Here is a 16,244-nt window from a genome sequence, read left to right as displayed (position 1 = left end):
AAATAAAACAAATTGCTATGGCTGAAAATTGATAAATATATTGATTATTTTCATCGTTCCTACGCTCTGCGTGGGAATGCATCCCGGGACGCTCTGCGTCCCCAGAGGTCGATAATCCCGACAAGAGCAACGATACATTCTCTACAGTTTCTTAATCCGATTGCCCGCCGCAGTCGACGCAGAGCGTCTAAAGCGGCATTCCCACGCTGAGCACTCGCCGTTATACACAAGTATCGGTAAACTTGCTAAACAGAGTTCGTCGTATACCTGGAAACGGTGCTGTTTGATAAATCTGCGGATATTGAACATCAGTGGCTTCGAAATCGCGACGAAGGCGTCGCTCCCACAAGGGGGGCGGATGCTCTGTGGGAGCGATCCCCTGATCGCGATCTCTCGAGGTCGAAAATGTTAAGTAACAATAAATGGTATCGAAGACTCATTAGCTAAGATTGCAAAACGGTAATTTTTGACTTATGTATAACGATGAGCGCAGAGCATGGGAACGAGCGTTTTGTGGGGATACCTCAGGTTCAGATACCCCAGGATACCCCAGTACCCCAGGGTCAGACCTTGTATTTGACATTTAGATCTTTTTGTTCTTGAACGAGAAGGGCCTGTGGTCTTCGGGGTCTTGCATCGATCATTGATACTCATGCGTATAGATGCACATTGTTTAAGTTTGGTTAGCGATGACTAATCGCTACAATGCCTTTTTTCTGTTGGCGAATAATTTGATGTGAGCTAAGCTCTAGCGTATGGCGCAATGAAACAGGCGGAAAAGGAAGCATGGATGTAAGGCTTAACTCCGTTTTGCAGACTGGAGGGCGCGATTCGAGTCTTTAATGCCTGACGAATAAAATGAGGTGGCAACGCCTGAGAATTACAAACCAAGCAAAGAAATCGCCCCTCACCCGACGAAACTGGTCGTCTATTACGACGACGCCTGTCCGAAATGCATCCGCGACCGGCGCCAATATGAAAAACTGGCGGGACGTCATGGAAAAGACGTTTATTGGTTCGATATCACCGGCCAAGAAAGCCGCCTACACGAAGTGGGCATCGACCCACAAAAAGCCTTAATGGAGTAGCATGTCAGCGACGCGAAAGGCCGTGTCGTTTCGGAACTCGATGCCTACATGCTATTGATGAACAAAGTCCCGTTGTTGAAGCCTTCGGCTTGGTTGATCAGCTTGTCGCTGATTCGGCCATTTTTGGCCAATCCGTATCATCGGCAAGTCAATCGCCGATTGCAAAAAAGGGGCCTGCTTTAGCTTCGATGGATCGATCACCCCCTTGTGATTTAAAAACACTGTGAAAGTCATGGCAGGAGCGACGCATCGCGCGACCACCCTCAGCGTTTGCCGCCGAGCAAGGAGCCCATGATGCCGCGCACGATTTGACGGCCGAGCTGCGAGCCGATGGTTCTCGCGGTGCTCTTGATCAGCGCTTCGCCGACGCTTTGCCGATTCGAAGCGCCGGACCGTTTCGTTGTCGAAGCCTTGAGATCACGTGCTGTTTGCGCCTGGAAGGCCTGCTGTTCGGCTTTGTGCTTCAACATTTCATAGGCCGATTCGCGGTCGACCATCTGATCATAGCGCCCTTTGAACGGCGAGCGACCGATCAGTTCGCTACGTTGCTCTTCACTTAGCGGGCCTATTTTCGACTCGGGCGGCCGAATCAACGTACGTTCGACCTGTGTCGGACTGCCGTCCTTGTTAAGCACCGAAACCAGCGCTTCGCCGGTCTTCAATTCTTGCAACACGGTTTCGGTATTGAAGCCAGGATTGGCTCTGAACGTTTGCGCGACACTTTTCAGTACCTTGCGGTCGGCCGGCGTGAACGCGCGTAGCGCATGCTGGATTTTTAGCCCCATCTGGCCGAGAATAGGCGCTGGAATATCCAAGGGACTTTGGCTGATAAAATAGACGCCGACGCCTTTGGAACGAATCAAGCGGACGATTTGTTCGATCTTGTCGATTAAGACTTTCGGCGCCTGATTGAACAGCAAATGTGCTTCGTCGAAAAACAGCACCAGCTTCGGTCTATCGCTATCGCCCACTTCGGGTAAGGTTTCGTAAAGTTCCGACAACATCCATAGCAGAAAGGTCGCATACAGCCGCGGCGATTTCGTCGTCAATTCGGTCGCATCGAGAATGCTGATCACGCCATTGCCGGAAAAATCGCTCCGGCAAAAATCATCAAGCTCGATCGCAGGCTCGGCAAAAAAATACTCCGCACCTTGCTCTTCGAGCACCAACAGACGCCGCTGTATCGCGCCGATACTTGCCGATGTGATGTTGCCGTATTGCCTGGACAGTGCCGCCGAATTTTCGCCCATCCAATTCAACATAGCCCTCAAATCCTTCAAATCCAATAGCAACAAACCTTCGTCATCGGCGATTTTAAAACAACTATAAATCACGCCGGTTTGCGTGTCGTTCAATTCCAAAAGATTGCTGAGCAACAAAGGACCTAAATCGGACATCGTAGTGCGCACCGGATGTCCGTTTCGGCCGAACAAATCCCAAAAGACCGAAGGATTTCCTCGGAATTGAAAGTCGGCGATACCGATTCCCGTCACGCGTTCGTCGACTTTTTCGTGCGCTTGCCCCGCCGTCGCGATTCCCGACAAGTCCCCCTTGATATCGGCCAAGAATACCGGTACCCCCAGTCTCGAAAAACCTTCCGCCAGAATTTGCAGAGTAATGGTCTTGCCCGTCCCGGTCGCTCCGGAAATAACGCCGTGACGATTCGCCATCGCGGCATCCATCAATAGTTGGCCGTTGGCCGTTCCGCCGATCAATACTGTTTTCATTGTAGGCTCCTTAGCCGACTCAAGTTGCAGTCATGCTATCACACGAGTTGAACCAGCCATAAGCGAGCAATGACCGGAATGTCCAATGGCTCATTAGCCGAGATAGCGCCGAATATCCACTTCATCGACCTGCTCGGGGCGCAGGTAACGTTTCGCATATTCCAAATAGGCGCCGCTACGCAGGAAAAGCTCGAAAACATCACGGTCCACATGCTGTTCTTGCACCATACGATAGAGTATATCGAGCGCGGCACTGATCGGCTTTGCATCTTTATACGGTCGGTCGGCCGCCGTCAATGCTTCGAAAATGTCGGCCAGCACCATGATACGTTCCGGAATCGAAAGGTCTTTGGCGGTTAGTCGGCGCGGATAACCGCGCCCATCTAGTGTTTCATGATGCGTGGAAGCATAGCGCGGCACCTGGAGCAGATCATCGGGCAGCGGCAGTTTGTCGAGCATTTTGATCGTGCTGATCATGTGCTCGTTAATCTTAAAACGATCTTCTTCGGTCAAGGTACCCCGTGGGACGGTCAGATTGTGCAATTCGCCTAAATTGTAAAGATGTTCCGGTATCGCCATTTTGATGCCCAAGCGCTCATCATGAATGTTGTTTCGCAGGCGCTTGATGATATGCCAAGACTTGTCCGCCAAAAGTGGCTCCGTGGCCGGCAGCGGTGTTTGCGCCTCCGGATAGCGCGCAAGCTCGGTCGGAGACAAACCTAACCGGTCGTCGAAATGCCGCTGCCAAGTGATACGCGCCAAGTCATTCAACCTATCGATATCGGCCTCGCTCATGCTTTCACCACCTAAATTGCATTCGGCTACGAAGGCAAAGTCCTCCTGGAGTCGTTGCTGGCTCCGCTGTAATTCGAGGTGACACCGTTCCTCGTCATTCGGCGCGACCAAACATTGCTTCCAATAGTCGATTTCGGCATCACGCCACAGCACTTCGAAGCGCATGCGGATTTCGTGAATGCGGTTATAAATCGTCTCCAGCTTGGTGCTTTTATCGATGATGTGCTCCGGTGTCGTAATTTTACCGCAGTCGTGCAGCCAGGCTCCGATACGGAATTCGCGCCAGGCATCTTCGTTACCGAAACCGAATGTATCGAATGGCGGCCGATGACTCTCTTCAGCTTTTTGCGCCAACAAGATAGCCAACTCCGGAACCCTCGCGCAGTGCTTCGCCGTGTAGGCTGACTTGTCATCGATGGCTTGGGCGATCAACTGGATGAACGACTCCATCAACTCTTCCCGTTCTTTGGCATGCTGCTGTATCGAGTGAGCCATGGTCATCATCGAACCCGATAGCTCATCGATTTCGATAATATGGCTGTCCATCGGGTCGAGTTCGCCGTATCGACGCCGTTGAATCTTTTCGTTTTCCAGAGCGAGATGCTTGATCGGCCTAACAATCAACGAAGCCAGCCAAAAAGCAAGCGGCAACAATAATAATAAACAGCCACCGGTAATCAATATCACGGTATTGACCTGAGCAACGGCAGGAGCCAGCACGGTGGATGCCGGCGTGATCACGGCAAAAAAATCGGCCGCCCGATGGTTTTCGCCAATGGCCTGCACATAGACGAAGTGCGGCTCGCCATCGAACTCCATTTTATGTAGCCTGTTGAGTTCGGAAGATTTCGAAGCCAAGCTGATAAGCGCTTGGTATGGAACCATAACATCCTGAGTAGAGCCCCTTTCCGCATCGATAAGCCAGCGCGACTTTAACCAACCTAGCTGTTGTTCGGTTAAATTATCCAGAGCCAAGTTAATCAGCTCGATAATTTCTTTCCGTTGCGGTCGCACTACAAAGTGCAAACTATTGGGAATTTTAGATTCTTCCCAGTCCAGCTCCTCATAGATCGCGACATCATCGAAGAAAAACTGCCGCGCCGTGTAATGCAGAATAGCGGCAGTATCGAGACCGGCATCGACCTCACCTCGCCGCACCGCATCGAACAACCCTCGTACGCCATCGACTTCGATAATGTCGACGTCCGGAAACATTTGCTTGAAAGGAGCGATGATGGACCAACCGGCCGGTATTGCAACCCGTTTTCCCTGCAATTGCCGGATTGATGTAACCGGCGTTTGATCCTTGCGCATCAGAATACCATCCGGTGGCTCGGCAAAGGCCTTGCTCAATATACCTAAGGCGGCGTTTTGTTCGGTACCGACCACCGGCTGTAAAATATCGATCTGACCGGCACGATACATCGCGACCAGCTGAGGCCAGCTATAACCGTTGACATAGTCGAACTGCAAGCCGGTCATTTGCTCGATTATCGATAATAGGTCGATAGCATAGCCGAATGGTTCACCGGCGATGACAAAATCGAACGGCGGCCAATCGAGCTCGTTCGATACCGTCAATATGGGATTTTTCTCTATCAACTGTCGTTGTTGGTCGCTAAGTACAAGGGGCTCGACTTTCGGCATCACAGCCGGCGGTATTCGATTTTCACTAGAGGCAATGATTTCGCCATTGCTCTGATAAAGATAAATACGACTCTCTTCGCTCAATATTTGTTCATTGAGCTTATCGGACAAAGTAGACAACGCAACATCGATCGCCAGAACCGCATCCTGACCGGCGATCCGCATCGAATAAGTTTGACCAGGCGCTTGAAGGTGTTGAAATTGATAAGGAGCGGTTTTATGAACCTTGCCTAATTTGGCTTGTATATACCACGGGCGCTTGTTGGCTAAATAGTCGCTCCGCTCTGTTCGGCTGGTTCGGAGATTAAATTGTTCGTCATAATAGTGAAATGCCCGAATCCGCTGATCGCCTTTACCCAAGACCGTGATAACGACCCACCTGTCCTGCGGCAATGCCTGTAATTGCATGCGTACGGCTTCGCTCGTATTCAGGTTGATCAGCTCGTAAAAATCGCCATCGCCAAACCCGATATAAGCGGCATAGAACAAAGGATTCTCATCGAGTACTTCAGCAAAGATGTCGCGGGTTCGCTCCGTAACCCGGCCTTCACCCAGAATCTCCGGATTACCGGCCAGTATGCGCGTGGCATCAAGCGCGCGTCGATCCATGGCCGTCAAATATTCACTGGTACTCGTAGCAGATTGACGATAGGTAATCAGAGTCGATTCGACCGCCAATGAGCTCGTAAAATAAAATTGCAAACTAATGGCGACAATCACGGTCAACGATGTCATCAATAAAAACAGGCTGACAACAGTGATTTTGATGGAAAACTTAAATTGCTTGTTTTTCTGCGATATTGTCATTGTTCCCTTCGTGAACCGTTGGTATTGCTTTCATCAAAAACGCCGTCATCACATATCGACAAAGGTATCAGCACGGAGTAAAACTGCCTAGGAACGCCAGTCCGTATCGGAAGAATCATGAAAAATTGCCGGTCGCCGAAATTCTTTTTTACATCTGCGTTATTGAACCGGATAACCCAACGGCAGCAAATACAACGGGCGTTGATCTTTGGGCAGTTTAAGGGCTTCCGCTACACGCTTATCGTTGAACGCACCAATCGGCACGCCGGCCAGCCCTTGAGCAGTTGCTTGCAGCAATAGATTCTGTGCTGCATGCCCGACTTCGATCGGGACATAAAGATTCGCGCGCTCTCGATATTTGATGGCGGTTCTTTCGAAAACTGCTGTAAAGACAAAAACGGCCGGCGCCGAGCCGACTGCATCTTGGTCTAGCGAGGCTTTTTGCAGCTCAAGGCGACGATCGCTTTCAACGGTGCGTTTGAGTTCGTGATTCCGAGGGTCATAGCGATAAATTCCGGCCGGCAGCACGACATAAGTTTCTAGCGGATACAACGCACCGGCCGAAGGCGCCGCACGCAAGCCGCTTTTTGTATCGGTAATACCTTGCGCCGCCCAAAGCAATTGCCCGATCTTCTCGATCGATAACGTTTTTGCCGCAAACGCCCGTATTGAGCGTCGTGCGGCGATGCTTTGTTCCAGCGACATCGATCCGGCAACTTTCGCTTGCGGCAGACGTATCGTTTCGTCAAAAGCCATCGCTTGAGAAATAAGTACCATCGGGATCAATCCTATCGAGTTCACGGCTTGCACCTCAGTAGTCGTCGAGATCCAATTTAGTGTAGCATTTCGACAAGTTTTCAATGCGGATTTAAATCATGCAACCGGTACAAGACATATTGAACCGTATCCGATGGGACGAACATTGGACGGGCGACGAATTCAAGATCGGTTATTACGACCGTATCGAACACAGACTGATCGTCGTCGCATTCAACGAGATCCGTTTTCCGAAGGGCGATCATTTTACCTTCGAGGTTATCGACCGCGACGGAGAACTGCATTCGGTGCCCTATCACCGCGTCAAGGCGATCTTCCGCAACGGCGATTTGATTTGGCATCGCGAACATTAGAATTCTAATCGGGTCAGCGATAGAATCACCCGATTTTTTACGGGATATGTCGGGTTATGGCTATTGCCTAACCCGACCTACGCCTAACTCTCGTCACATTTTTCGCCCGGCATCGCTTTGTCCATGTCGCAATGATCGAAATCGCATTCGGCTTCGAGCCACATTGCGTTGATAATACCGAACGCGCAGGCAAAGCTGACGCCCAATATCCAACTGAAATACCACATAGTTAATTCCTCGATTCGGTTTTAAAGCAAGCACCGTTTGTCTGTCACATCCGATGCGCCCCGCAAAAGGTACGCAATGCGTACCCTACAAGGCTTTCCTCTTTCATCTTTCCCCTTGCACCTTTTTAATACCAATCACGCTTATCTTCGTAGATCATTTTCTCGATCCCCGGACTCCACATGACTTTGAACCTGCGAGAGTTTGTCAGTTGTAGGCCTCTAAGCGCACCTACTTACCGTAACATCAAAGGGTTACCATGGTACGCGCAGCGTACCCTACTAAGCTTTCCTCTTTCCTCTTGCACCTTGCGCCTTTTTAATACCAACCATGTTTGTCTTGGCTGATCATTTTATCGGTCACCGGGCCCCACATGACCTTATAGGCCCAGCGGGTATACATCAGCACAATAGGTAGAAATACGATCGTAATCCAAAATGTGATTTTCAGCGTCAAATGGCTTGCGCTGGCGTCCCAAATGGTCAAACTGCTGCCGGGGTCCGTGCTGGATATCAACAAAAAAGGAAACATGCCGAATCCGACTGTGAATAAGACCCCAATCAAGCCTAAACAACTGGAGATAAAGGCCGCTCTGCAGGTATGTTCACGGGCAAGAAGATAAGCGGTCCACAAACCGGCATAGGCCATGATCGGTGCGAACAGCATCCACGGATGCAGGAAAAAATGCGCAAGCCAGCCGCCGCTTTGTTTTTCAACCGTTTTTGCCAACGGATTGGATGCGGCATTGAATAAGGCGTCATTTGGCAAGCGATAGACCTCCATGCTCAACAATACCCAAATCGCGAGCAAGGTCAACGCGCCTAAAATAATGACGCCGAACTTCGATATAAAGGCCCGGGCGCGAAAATAAAGCTCACCCTCGGTACGCCATTGCAGATAAATTGCGCCATGCAGCATCAATAACAATACCGCCAGCACGCCGCACAATAAAGAGAACGGATTGAGCAAGTCGAAAAAACTGCCATCGTAAAAAGAGCGCAGTTCATGATTCAAATGAAACGGCACGCCGCGTATCAGATTGCCGACCAACACACCGAGCAATAGGGTCGGTACCGCGCTGCCGGTAAACAACACCCAATCCCAGGTCGAACGCCATTTGGGCGATTCCAGCTTGCCGCGATAATCGAATGCCGGCGGTCTCAGAAACAGCGTGAACAACACCAAAATCATTGCCAGATAAAGCCCCGAAAACAGCGTCGCGTAGACCAGCGGCCACACCGCAAACATCGCACCGCCCAACGTGACCAGCCACACCTGATTACCTTCCCAGGTCGGCCCGATCGTGTTCAGCATCACGCGGCGCTGCATGTCGTCGCGTCCGAAAAACGGTAATAAAATGCCGACACCTAGATCAAATCCACCGCTTAAAATAAAACCGCAAATCAGCACCCCCATGAACAGCCACCAAATGACTCTTAACGTTTCATAATCGAACATAGCTATCTCCTCAGTGCGCGGTTGCCGGCGTTTCGGCCGATTCGAAATGATATTTACCGGTATGCAGGCTGCTGGGTCCTAAGCGAATGAATTTAAACATCAAAAACAACTCGACGACCAGCAATGCGGTATAGAACACCGCGAATCCTATCAGGCTTAAATATACGTCGCTTGGACTGATTTCGGAAGCGCTCAGGAAGGTTGGCAACACGCCGCTGATCGTCCACGGTTGCCGGCCGTTTTCGGCGACGAACCAACCCATTTCCGAAGCGATCCACGGCAGCGGGATACTCCAGGTCGCCATGCGCAACAACCAAACCTGCTGTCCGGCGCGTCTCGTCGCGCAGTAATAAAACGATGCAGCAAAGATAAACAGCATCAAAAAGCCGCTTGCAACCATTACGCGGAATGCCCAAAACAACGGAGCGACTCTCGGCAAACTGTCTTTCGCGGCCTGCTGAATCATTGCCTCGTCGGCCTGACTGACATCGTCGATATAGCGTTTCAGCAATAAGGCATGACCGAGATTGTTTTTATGCTCTTCGAACAATGCGCGCGTTTCCGGGGTTTGATCGCCGCCACGCATTTTTTCCAATTCGCGGTAGGCGATCATGCCGTTGCGAATCTTGTCGATGTTTTCGGTGCGCAACTCAGTCAAGCCTTTGACTTCTTCATCGACCGATCGCGTGGCAATCAAGCCGAGCACATAAGGAATTTTGACGGCGAAGTGTGTTTCTTCAGCTTCTTGATCCGGAAAACCAATCACGGTAAAGCCCGCGGGCGCTTCGTGCGTTTCCCATTCCGCCTCGACTGCAGCCAATTTGACCTTTTGCGTCTCGCCAGCGCTGTAGCCGCTTTCATCGCCGAGCACGATCACCGACAGAACCGATGCCAGGCCGAATGAGGTCGCAACCGCGAAAGAACGGCGTGCAAAACCTAAATCGCGCCGCTTACGCATATACCAAGCGCTGATACCAAGCACAAACATAGAGCCGGTCACGTAACCGGCCGCGACGGTATGCACGAATTTGACCTGTGCGACTGGGTTGAAGAACACGTCGGAGAAACTGGTCAATTCCATACGCAAGGTTTCGTAATTGAATTCGGCGCCGACCGGGTATTGCATCCAACCGTTCGCGATCAAAATCCACAATGCCGACAAGTTCGTACCGAATGCCATCAGCCAAGTCACGGACAAATGCTGCACTTTCGTTAACCGATTCCAGCCGAAGAAGAACAGACCCACCAATGTCGATTCGAGGAAAAACGCCATCAGACCTTCGCTTGCGAGAATCGCACCGAAGATGTCGCCAACATAGTGCGAGTAATAGGCCCAGTTCGTGCCGAACTGAAATTCCAACGTCAGTCCGGTCGTCACGCCCATCGCGAAATTGATGCCGAACAATTTGCCCCAGAATTTGGCCATGTCCTTATAGACTTCCTTATGCGTCATCACATAGACTGATTCCATGATCGCGATGATGAAACTCAAGCCCAACGTGAGCGGCACGAATAAAAAATGATACATGGCCGTCAATCCGAACTGCAGACGCGACAGATTGACAACCTCTTCACCGGTAAACATGGCTTATTTCTCCCCTTCGGAACTAGAAAAATCGGACGATGGCCGCTCGCCGTAAAGACGAGCCGCCAAATCGGAGCGGTCTTGCGGGCGGGGTTCGGTACGGAAAAATGCGAACCACAAGCCCCACAGCAACAAAAACTTGACGGCAAGCACGCTTGCCAATTGACGAGTCAACGAGATTTTCATGCTCACCTCCTAAGTACCGACTTTCGACCAGGGCCACCTGCGTCCCTTGATCAAAGCCCGCCAATACAACTGTGGCAGCACGAAGCGTTTCAACAAATACAGCAGTAGGCTTTCCTTGCTTTGATCGAACGGAAAAGTTTCTTGAGGCTGTAATTCATAATCGAACTCGGCCAGTATCGCTTTACCGTAGCCGGTTACTAACGGGCAGGCGGTGTAGCCGTCATAAGTCGCCGTCGGCGCTTGTCCGCTGACGGCGGCCAGCAAGTTCGCGGCCAGCACCGGCGATTGCGCGCGAATCGCCGCGGCAGTTTTCGACGTCGGCAGACCCGCGCAATCGCCGATCGCGAATACATTATCGAAACGCTTGTGCCGCAACGTGGCCTTATCGACGTCGACCCAGCCCTCGGCGTTCGAGAGCTCGCTGTTCTTGATTACATCGGGAGCGCTCATCGGCGGCACGACATGCAACAAATCGTAATCGACCCGTTTTTCCTCGCCGCTTTCGCTATTTTCGAACAGCGCCTGGCAATTGTCGGCATCGATCGATTTCAGACGCCAATTAAAATGCGCTTCGATGCCTCGCGGTTCGACGCATTGCCGCATCAATGCATCGGCGTATTTCTTGACGCTGAAGATCGTCGGCGTCGCGCAAAAATAGCTGACTTGGGTTGTGTCTCGAACATCGGCCTTGCGGAAATATTCCTCGGCCAGATACAGGATTTTTTGCGGCGCGCCGGCACATTTGATCGGCGGCGGCGGAAACGTGAAAACAGCATGGCCGCCCTTGAAATTACGGATCAATTCCCAAGTCTGCTCGGAGCCTGAAAAATCGTAGATACTGCAGACGCCCTGTTGCCCCAAGCGCTCGGGCAACCCCGGGATTTTATGCCAATCGATCTGAAGTCCTAGCGCGACGACCAGGAAATCATAAGAGAGCGTCTGCCCGTCTTCGGTTTGTAATTGATTAAGTTCCGGTTGAACTCCCGTCACCGAGGTCTTCAGCCATTTGACCCCGCCAGGAATCATATCCGCCATCGGCCGAATCGATAATTCGTGATCGACGATGCCGGCTCCTGCTAAGGTCCAGAAAGGTTGATAAACGTGCCGCGAAGACGGTTCGATCAATGCGACCTCAAGGCCATGCGCCGCCAGCCGCGCCGCGATCGACAATCCGCCGGGGCCGCCGCCGGCGACGACAATACGGTGATGTTGCGTTGTTGTGCTCATAAGCCCTCATCTGCTGTAAAAATCGCAAGATGTCCGCGTCTTTCCCGACAAGACATGACTGCAGCGAGCAAAAAATCGCAAGCCTTTGATAAGCATGCATGATTAGCCGACGGACCGTTCATCATCCCGATTTCTCGGTCCTGTTTGATTCGGATTATAGGTCCGTATATTAGAGATGTCTAATATATTTTGAATCCTTCTCAACCTTTCCCAAAAAAACACTTCACTTTAGCATCGTGACAAGCGTGTAAATTTATTCGGGCAACTTAATTTGAATACTATCTTGACGCAATGTCCATAACTTTGCGACATTGTTCACAAAATAATCATCAGCCGGGAGGCTTCTCGTGACCGATAAAACTCAGATTCCGCATTGGGAACACTTCGAACACAAGGCGGATATCGGCATTCGAGGTATTGCGCCAACGCTCGCCCAAGCTTTCGAGCAAGCCGCACTGGCGATGACATCGGTCATCTGCGATCCCGACTTAATTCTAGAACATCAAACGGTCGAAGTATCTTGTCAAGCGGACGATATCGAGTTTTTATTTTTGGATTGGATCAATGAATTGATTTATCTGATGGCTGTCAAAGGCTTATTGTTCAAGCGTTTTCAGGTCGTGATCAATGGCAACACTCTAATCGCAAAGGCTTCCGGCGAACCAACCGATCCCGCAAAACACCAACCCGCCGTCGAAATCAAGGGCGCGACCTTGACCGAAATTGCCGTACGCAAAACCGAAGATGGGCTTTGGCTGGCCCAATGCGTGGTGGATGTATGAATTCGGCAATGCGCCACCACATTCTGCATAAAGGGTAAAACCGATGAACATCAAACAATTCATTCAACGCGACATGACCTGCTGGGAAATTCCGGCGAAGGGCCCGATGCGGGTACCGGCAATTATTTATGCCGACCCCGGATTGCTGGAAGCAATGGATCAAAAGGTCTATGAACAGATCACCAATGTCGCGACGCTGCCCGGCATCGTCGAGGCGGCCTATGCGATGCCCGATGCGCATTGGGGCTACGGTTTTCCAATCGGTGGCGTCGCCGCATTCGACCCGGACCAAGGCGGCGTAATTTCTGCCGGCGGAGTCGGTTTCGATATTTCCTGCGGCGTTCGCTCGCTGCATACCGACCTGTTGATGAGTGACTTGCAAAACGTCAAAAAAGAACTGGCCGACGAACTCTACCGCAGCGTACCGGCCGGAGTCGGCAGCCGTGGTCGGATTCATTTGAACCACGACGAAATGCGCGCGATGCTGACCGGCGGCGCACAATGGGCCGTCGATCAGGGCTTCGGCGAACCACGCGATCTCGAATTCACCGAGGAGCGCGGCCGCATCGACGGCGCCGAGCCGCAATATGTTTCGCCGCGTGCCCGCGAACGGCAAAAAGACGAAATGGGCACGCTCGGCTCCGGCAACCATTATCTCGAAGTACAACGTGTCGTCGAAATTTTCGATCATGAAGTCGCCGAAGCCTACCGGCTCAAGATCGATGCGATCGTGATCAGCATACATTGCGGTTCACGGGGACTGGGCCATCAAATCGGTACCGAATTTTTGAAGGACATGGCGCTTGCAGCGTCTCAATATCATATCAACCTGCCCGACCGCGAACTGGCCTGCGCGCCGCTGAATTCGCCGCTAGGCAAGCGCTATCTCGGCGCGATGCGCGCCGGCATCAATTGCGCGCTCGCAAATCGCCAAATCATCACGCACTTAACGCGCCAGGCGATGAACGAAATTTTTCCGGGCATCTCGCTCGATCTGCTATACGACGTCTCGCACAACACCTGTAAACAGGAACGCCATACCATCGCAGGCAAGGAGCGGACGGTCTATATTCACCGCAAAGGCGCGACGCGGGCGTTCGGTCCCGGCCATGCCGACTTGCCGGACGCATACCGGGCTGTTGGTCAACCGGTCTTGATAGGCGGCTCGATGGGCACGAGTTCCTATATTTTGTACGGAACAAAACAGGCTGAGCAACGCTCGTTCAGTTCGGCCTGCCACGGCGCGGGACGGGCGATGAGTCGCCACCAAGCGACGAAACAATGGCAAGGCCGATCGCTAGTCGATCAATTGGCCGAACAAGGCATTCTGATTCGCAGCCCATCATTACGAGGCGTCGCCGAAGAGGCGCCTGCCGCTTACAAAGACGTCAACGCGGTCGTCGACGCCGCCGACAAGGCGGGTCTTGCGAAAAAAGTCGCGCGCCTCGAGCCGGTCATTTGCATCAAGGGCTAACGTGACCGAGCTTTATATCGGCACCAGCGGCTGGAGTTATCAGCATTGGCGGGACTGCTTCTATCAAAAAACAACACAAAAAGCCTGGCTCAAGTTCTATGCCGAACGTTTCAACGCCGTCGAAATCAACGGTACCTTCTATCGGCTGCAACAAGCGTCGACATTCGAAAAATGGCATACCGAAACACCGGACACTTTCAAATTCGCACTGAAAGCGAATCGTTACCTGACGCATAACAAAAAACTCAAAGACCCTGAAAATTCGGTATTGATAGAAAAACAACACACCTTGCCCCTGGCCGAAAAACTAGCAGCCGTGCTTTGGCAATTGCCTCAATCGTTAAAAAAAGACATCAGCCGCTTGAACGGTTTCATCGAGGCATTGAAACAATGGACGGAAGTCGCTCATGTCATCGAATTCAGACACGAATCCTGGTTCGACAGCGAGACCGCTGATATTTTAACCGCTTCCGGTATCGCTTCTTGCCTTTCAGATTCGGCATCCTGGCCGCTATGGAAACATGCGGCCGGTAATCACGTCTACATCCGTTTGCATGGCCATACCAGAACCTATGTCTCCAACTATAGTCATGGCGAGTTGACGCAATGGGCAATAACGATTGCCGAATATTTGCAACAAGGCCGAACCGTGCACGTCTATTTCAATAATGATGCCGAGTGCGCCGCGCCATTCAATGCATTAACCCTGCAAGCCCTATTGCAGCATCAACCCGGGGTTTAAATCAATAACTCCACTCTCTATTTTTTCAACCGAAATCTGTCTGCTCGGTTATCATATTCCGCCATAGTTGTTGATGTTGGTTTTGCATGAAAACGAGGTTTTTTATTTTTTTTGTGTTGTTGTGGCTAGGACTAAACAGCATTTCACTCTTGCTTCAAGTCTACAACGCTCAAGAAACGGCCAAAAAAATCGCTTTCTCGCAAGGCAGGCTGTTTTTTCAACACATCGTCACGATGCGGCATTGGAATGCGCAACATGGTGGCGTCTACGTAACGGTTACCGAAGAAACCCCATCCAATCCTTACCTGGATATTCCCGAACGCGATATCGTTACTCTCGACGGGCGTCAGCTAACGCTGATCAACCCAGCTTATATGACGCGTCAATTGGCTGAACTGGAACACGATAAATCCGGCATTCAATTCCATATAACCAGCCTTCATCCGAAACGCCCGGACAACAAGGCGGACGACTGGGAAACGAATGCGCTATTGGCATTTGAAGAAGGCGAATCCGTTGTTATGGATATCGCAACCTTGCATGACGAGCCGTTTTACCGCTACATGGAACCGCTGAAAATTACCGATTCTTGTTTGCGCTGTCATCGGAATTATCAAATCGGCGACATCCGGGGCGGCATCAGCGTCAGCATTCCCAAGGCCAAGATCATCCCTTATGTCGAAAACCAGTTAAGGCATATCTATCTGCTGCATGCCGTAATTGCTTCACTTGGCGTGATGTTGTTGATCGTTTTTCACTACACCGAGAGACGCACCAGAAAGCAGCTTATTCGAGCAAAATCCAAATTACACCTGGCTTATATCGATTCGTTGACCGGTTTGCCGAACCGACGCTATTACGACCAGTATGTGCAAAAAGAATGGCAACGTGCATTGCGTCATCAATATCCCTTATCGATAATCATGCTCGATATCGATTATTTCAAGAATTATAACGATGCCGAAGGGCATCCTGCAGGCGACCAATGCCTGATCGAATTAGCCAAAGTCCTTAAAATGTTTTCCAAACGCTCGGACGATTTCGTTTGCCGTTACGGCGGTGAAGAGTTTTGTGTGGTTACGGTTTGTAATGCAGAGCAAAGCCTATCGTTGGCTGAGAAGCTGAGAGTCGCCGTCGAAAAAAGACGATTAAGACACCCGAATTCGCCCGTGTCTCATTATGTGACATTGAGCCTGGGAGTTGCCACGGTCATTCCAAAAGATACGCTAAACTCGGCCCGTTTGCTCGGTTTTGCCGACAAGGCATTATATCTAGCAAAACAAAACGGCAGGAATCGAGTCGAGCAATTCGATCAGAAACAGATCGACGATGCAGAAAAGGCAACGATTACCGAAACCTAGGCTCTATTGC

14 protein-coding genes are annotated in these 16,244 nt (G+C 51.2%); 6 read left to right on the top strand and 8 right to left on the bottom strand.

Annotated features, from left to right (window positions below):
• Positions 1-863 precede the first annotated feature (863 nt).
• The gene (locus ACINK7_RS01560; RefSeq protein WP_404359403.1) at positions 864-1,088 is read left to right on the top strand and encodes a hypothetical protein; all 225 of its coding nucleotides are present in this window, start codon (positions 864-866) and stop codon (positions 1,086-1,088) included.
• Between the two features lie 263 nt (positions 1,089-1,351).
• Here the strand turns inward: ACINK7_RS01560 and ACINK7_RS01555 are convergent, their stop codons facing one another.
• From ACINK7_RS01555 to ACINK7_RS01545, 3 genes are all read right to left on the bottom strand, one after another.
• Complete coding sequence (locus tag ACINK7_RS01555; RefSeq protein WP_404359401.1) at positions 1,352-2,815, bottom strand: helicase HerA-like domain-containing protein; 1,464 nt, start codon at positions 2,813-2,815, stop codon at positions 1,352-1,354.
• Between the two features lie 93 nt (positions 2,816-2,908).
• The gene (locus ACINK7_RS01550) at positions 2,909-6,064 is read right to left on the bottom strand and encodes an HD domain-containing phosphohydrolase (protein ID WP_404359399.1); all 3,156 of its coding nucleotides are present in this window, start codon (positions 6,062-6,064) and stop codon (positions 2,909-2,911) included.
• A gap of 159 nt (positions 6,065-6,223) precedes the next feature.
• Complete coding sequence (locus ACINK7_RS01545) at positions 6,224-6,841, bottom strand: SagB/ThcOx family dehydrogenase (RefSeq protein WP_404359398.1); 618 nt, start codon at positions 6,839-6,841, stop codon at positions 6,224-6,226.
• Between the two features lie 98 nt (positions 6,842-6,939).
• On the opposite strand from ACINK7_RS01545, the gene ACINK7_RS01540 reads away from it, so the two are divergent.
• The gene (locus ACINK7_RS01540) at positions 6,940-7,194 is read left to right on the top strand and encodes a DUF504 domain-containing protein (RefSeq protein ID WP_404359396.1); all 255 of its coding nucleotides are present in this window, start codon (positions 6,940-6,942) and stop codon (positions 7,192-7,194) included.
• A gap of 83 nt (positions 7,195-7,277) precedes the next feature.
• On the opposite strand, the gene cydX is transcribed toward ACINK7_RS01540, so the two are convergent.
• From cydX to ACINK7_RS01515, 5 genes are all read right to left on the bottom strand, one after another.
• Positions 7,278-7,421 (bottom strand): cytochrome bd-I oxidase subunit CydX, encoded by a 144-nt coding sequence (gene cydX / locus ACINK7_RS01535; RefSeq protein ID WP_125217353.1) that lies wholly within the window; start codon positions 7,419-7,421, stop codon positions 7,278-7,280.
• A 316-nt stretch (positions 7,422-7,737) separates the two neighbouring features.
• On the bottom strand, positions 7,738-8,877 hold the full coding sequence (cydB, locus tag ACINK7_RS01530; RefSeq protein WP_404359394.1) for a cytochrome d ubiquinol oxidase subunit II: 1,140 nt from the start codon (positions 8,875-8,877) through the stop codon (positions 7,738-7,740).
• A 10-nt stretch (positions 8,878-8,887) separates the two neighbouring features.
• Complete coding sequence (locus tag ACINK7_RS01525) at positions 8,888-10,462, bottom strand: cytochrome ubiquinol oxidase subunit I (protein WP_404359392.1); 1,575 nt, start codon at positions 10,460-10,462, stop codon at positions 8,888-8,890.
• Positions 10,463-10,465: 3 nt separating this feature from the next.
• On the bottom strand, positions 10,466-10,648 hold the full coding sequence (cydP, locus tag ACINK7_RS01520) for a cytochrome oxidase putative small subunit CydP (protein WP_404359390.1): 183 nt from the start codon (positions 10,646-10,648) through the stop codon (positions 10,466-10,468).
• A gap of 9 nt (positions 10,649-10,657) precedes the next feature.
• Positions 10,658-11,875, bottom strand: coding sequence for an NAD(P)/FAD-dependent oxidoreductase (locus ACINK7_RS01515; RefSeq protein ID WP_404359388.1), 1,218 nt, complete (start codon positions 11,873-11,875; stop codon positions 10,658-10,660).
• Between the two features lie 347 nt (positions 11,876-12,222).
• Here ACINK7_RS01515 and ACINK7_RS01510 point away from each other — a divergent pair, with 347 nt between their 5' ends.
• The 4 genes from ACINK7_RS01510 (at position 12,223) to ACINK7_RS01495 (ending at position 16,234) form a co-directional block, all read left to right on the top strand.
• Positions 12,223-12,657, top strand: a complete 435-nt coding sequence (locus ACINK7_RS01510; RefSeq protein WP_404359386.1) for an archease — start codon at positions 12,223-12,225, stop codon at positions 12,655-12,657.
• A 43-nt stretch (positions 12,658-12,700) separates the two neighbouring features.
• On the top strand, positions 12,701-14,131 hold the full coding sequence (locus ACINK7_RS01505; RefSeq protein WP_404359385.1) for an RtcB family protein: 1,431 nt from the start codon (positions 12,701-12,703) through the stop codon (positions 14,129-14,131).
• Between the two features lies 1 nt (position 14,132).
• Entirely contained in the window at positions 14,133-14,873 is a 741-nt protein-coding gene (locus ACINK7_RS01500) for a DUF72 domain-containing protein (RefSeq protein ID WP_404359383.1), read from the top strand.
• Between the two features lie 86 nt (positions 14,874-14,959).
• A complete protein-coding gene (locus tag ACINK7_RS01495; RefSeq protein WP_404359382.1) occupies positions 14,960-16,234 on the top strand; it encodes a diguanylate cyclase in 1,275 nt (424 codons plus the stop codon).
• Positions 16,235-16,244: the final 10 nt, after the last annotated feature.

The sequence above is a fragment of the Methylotuvimicrobium sp. KM1 genome (genome assembly GCF_044788715.1).
Taxonomy (GTDB): domain Bacteria; phylum Pseudomonadota; class Gammaproteobacteria; order Methylococcales; family Methylomonadaceae; genus Methylotuvimicrobium.
The sequence above is the reverse complement of the archived record's forward strand: the minus strand, read 5'-3'. Positions and strand labels throughout refer to the sequence as shown.

Coding starts and splice junctions, on each gene's coding strand:
- ACINK7_RS01555 (WP_404359401.1), bottom strand. CDS start 2,815: ATGAAAACAGTATTGATCGGCGGAACGGCCAACGGCCAACTATTGATG.
- ACINK7_RS01550 (WP_404359399.1), bottom strand. CDS start 6,064: ATGACAATATCGCAGAAAAACAAGCAATTTAAGTTTTCCATCAAAATC.
- ACINK7_RS01545 (WP_404359398.1), bottom strand. CDS start 6,841: ATGGTACTTATTTCTCAAGCGATGGCTTTTGACGAAACGATACGTCTG.
- ACINK7_RS01540 (WP_404359396.1), top strand. CDS start 6,940: ATGCAACCGGTACAAGACATATTGAACCGTATCCGATGGGACGAACAT.
- cydX (WP_125217353.1), bottom strand. CDS start 7,421: ATGTGGTATTTCAGTTGGATATTGGGCGTCAGCTTTGCCTGCGCGTTC.
- cydB (WP_404359394.1), bottom strand. CDS start 8,877: ATGTTCGATTATGAAACGTTAAGAGTCATTTGGTGGCTGTTCATGGGG.
- ACINK7_RS01525 (WP_404359392.1), bottom strand. CDS start 10,462: ATGTTTACCGGTGAAGAGGTTGTCAATCTGTCGCGTCTGCAGTTCGGA.
- cydP (WP_404359390.1), bottom strand. CDS start 10,648: ATGAAAATCTCGTTGACTCGTCAATTGGCAAGCGTGCTTGCCGTCAAG.
- ACINK7_RS01515 (WP_404359388.1), bottom strand. CDS start 11,875: ATGAGCACAACAACGCAACATCACCGTATTGTCGTCGCCGGCGGCGGC.
- ACINK7_RS01505 (WP_404359385.1), top strand. CDS start 12,701: ATGAACATCAAACAATTCATTCAACGCGACATGACCTGCTGGGAAATT.
- ACINK7_RS01495 (WP_404359382.1), top strand. CDS start 14,960: ATGAAAACGAGGTTTTTTATTTTTTTTGTGTTGTTGTGGCTAGGACTA.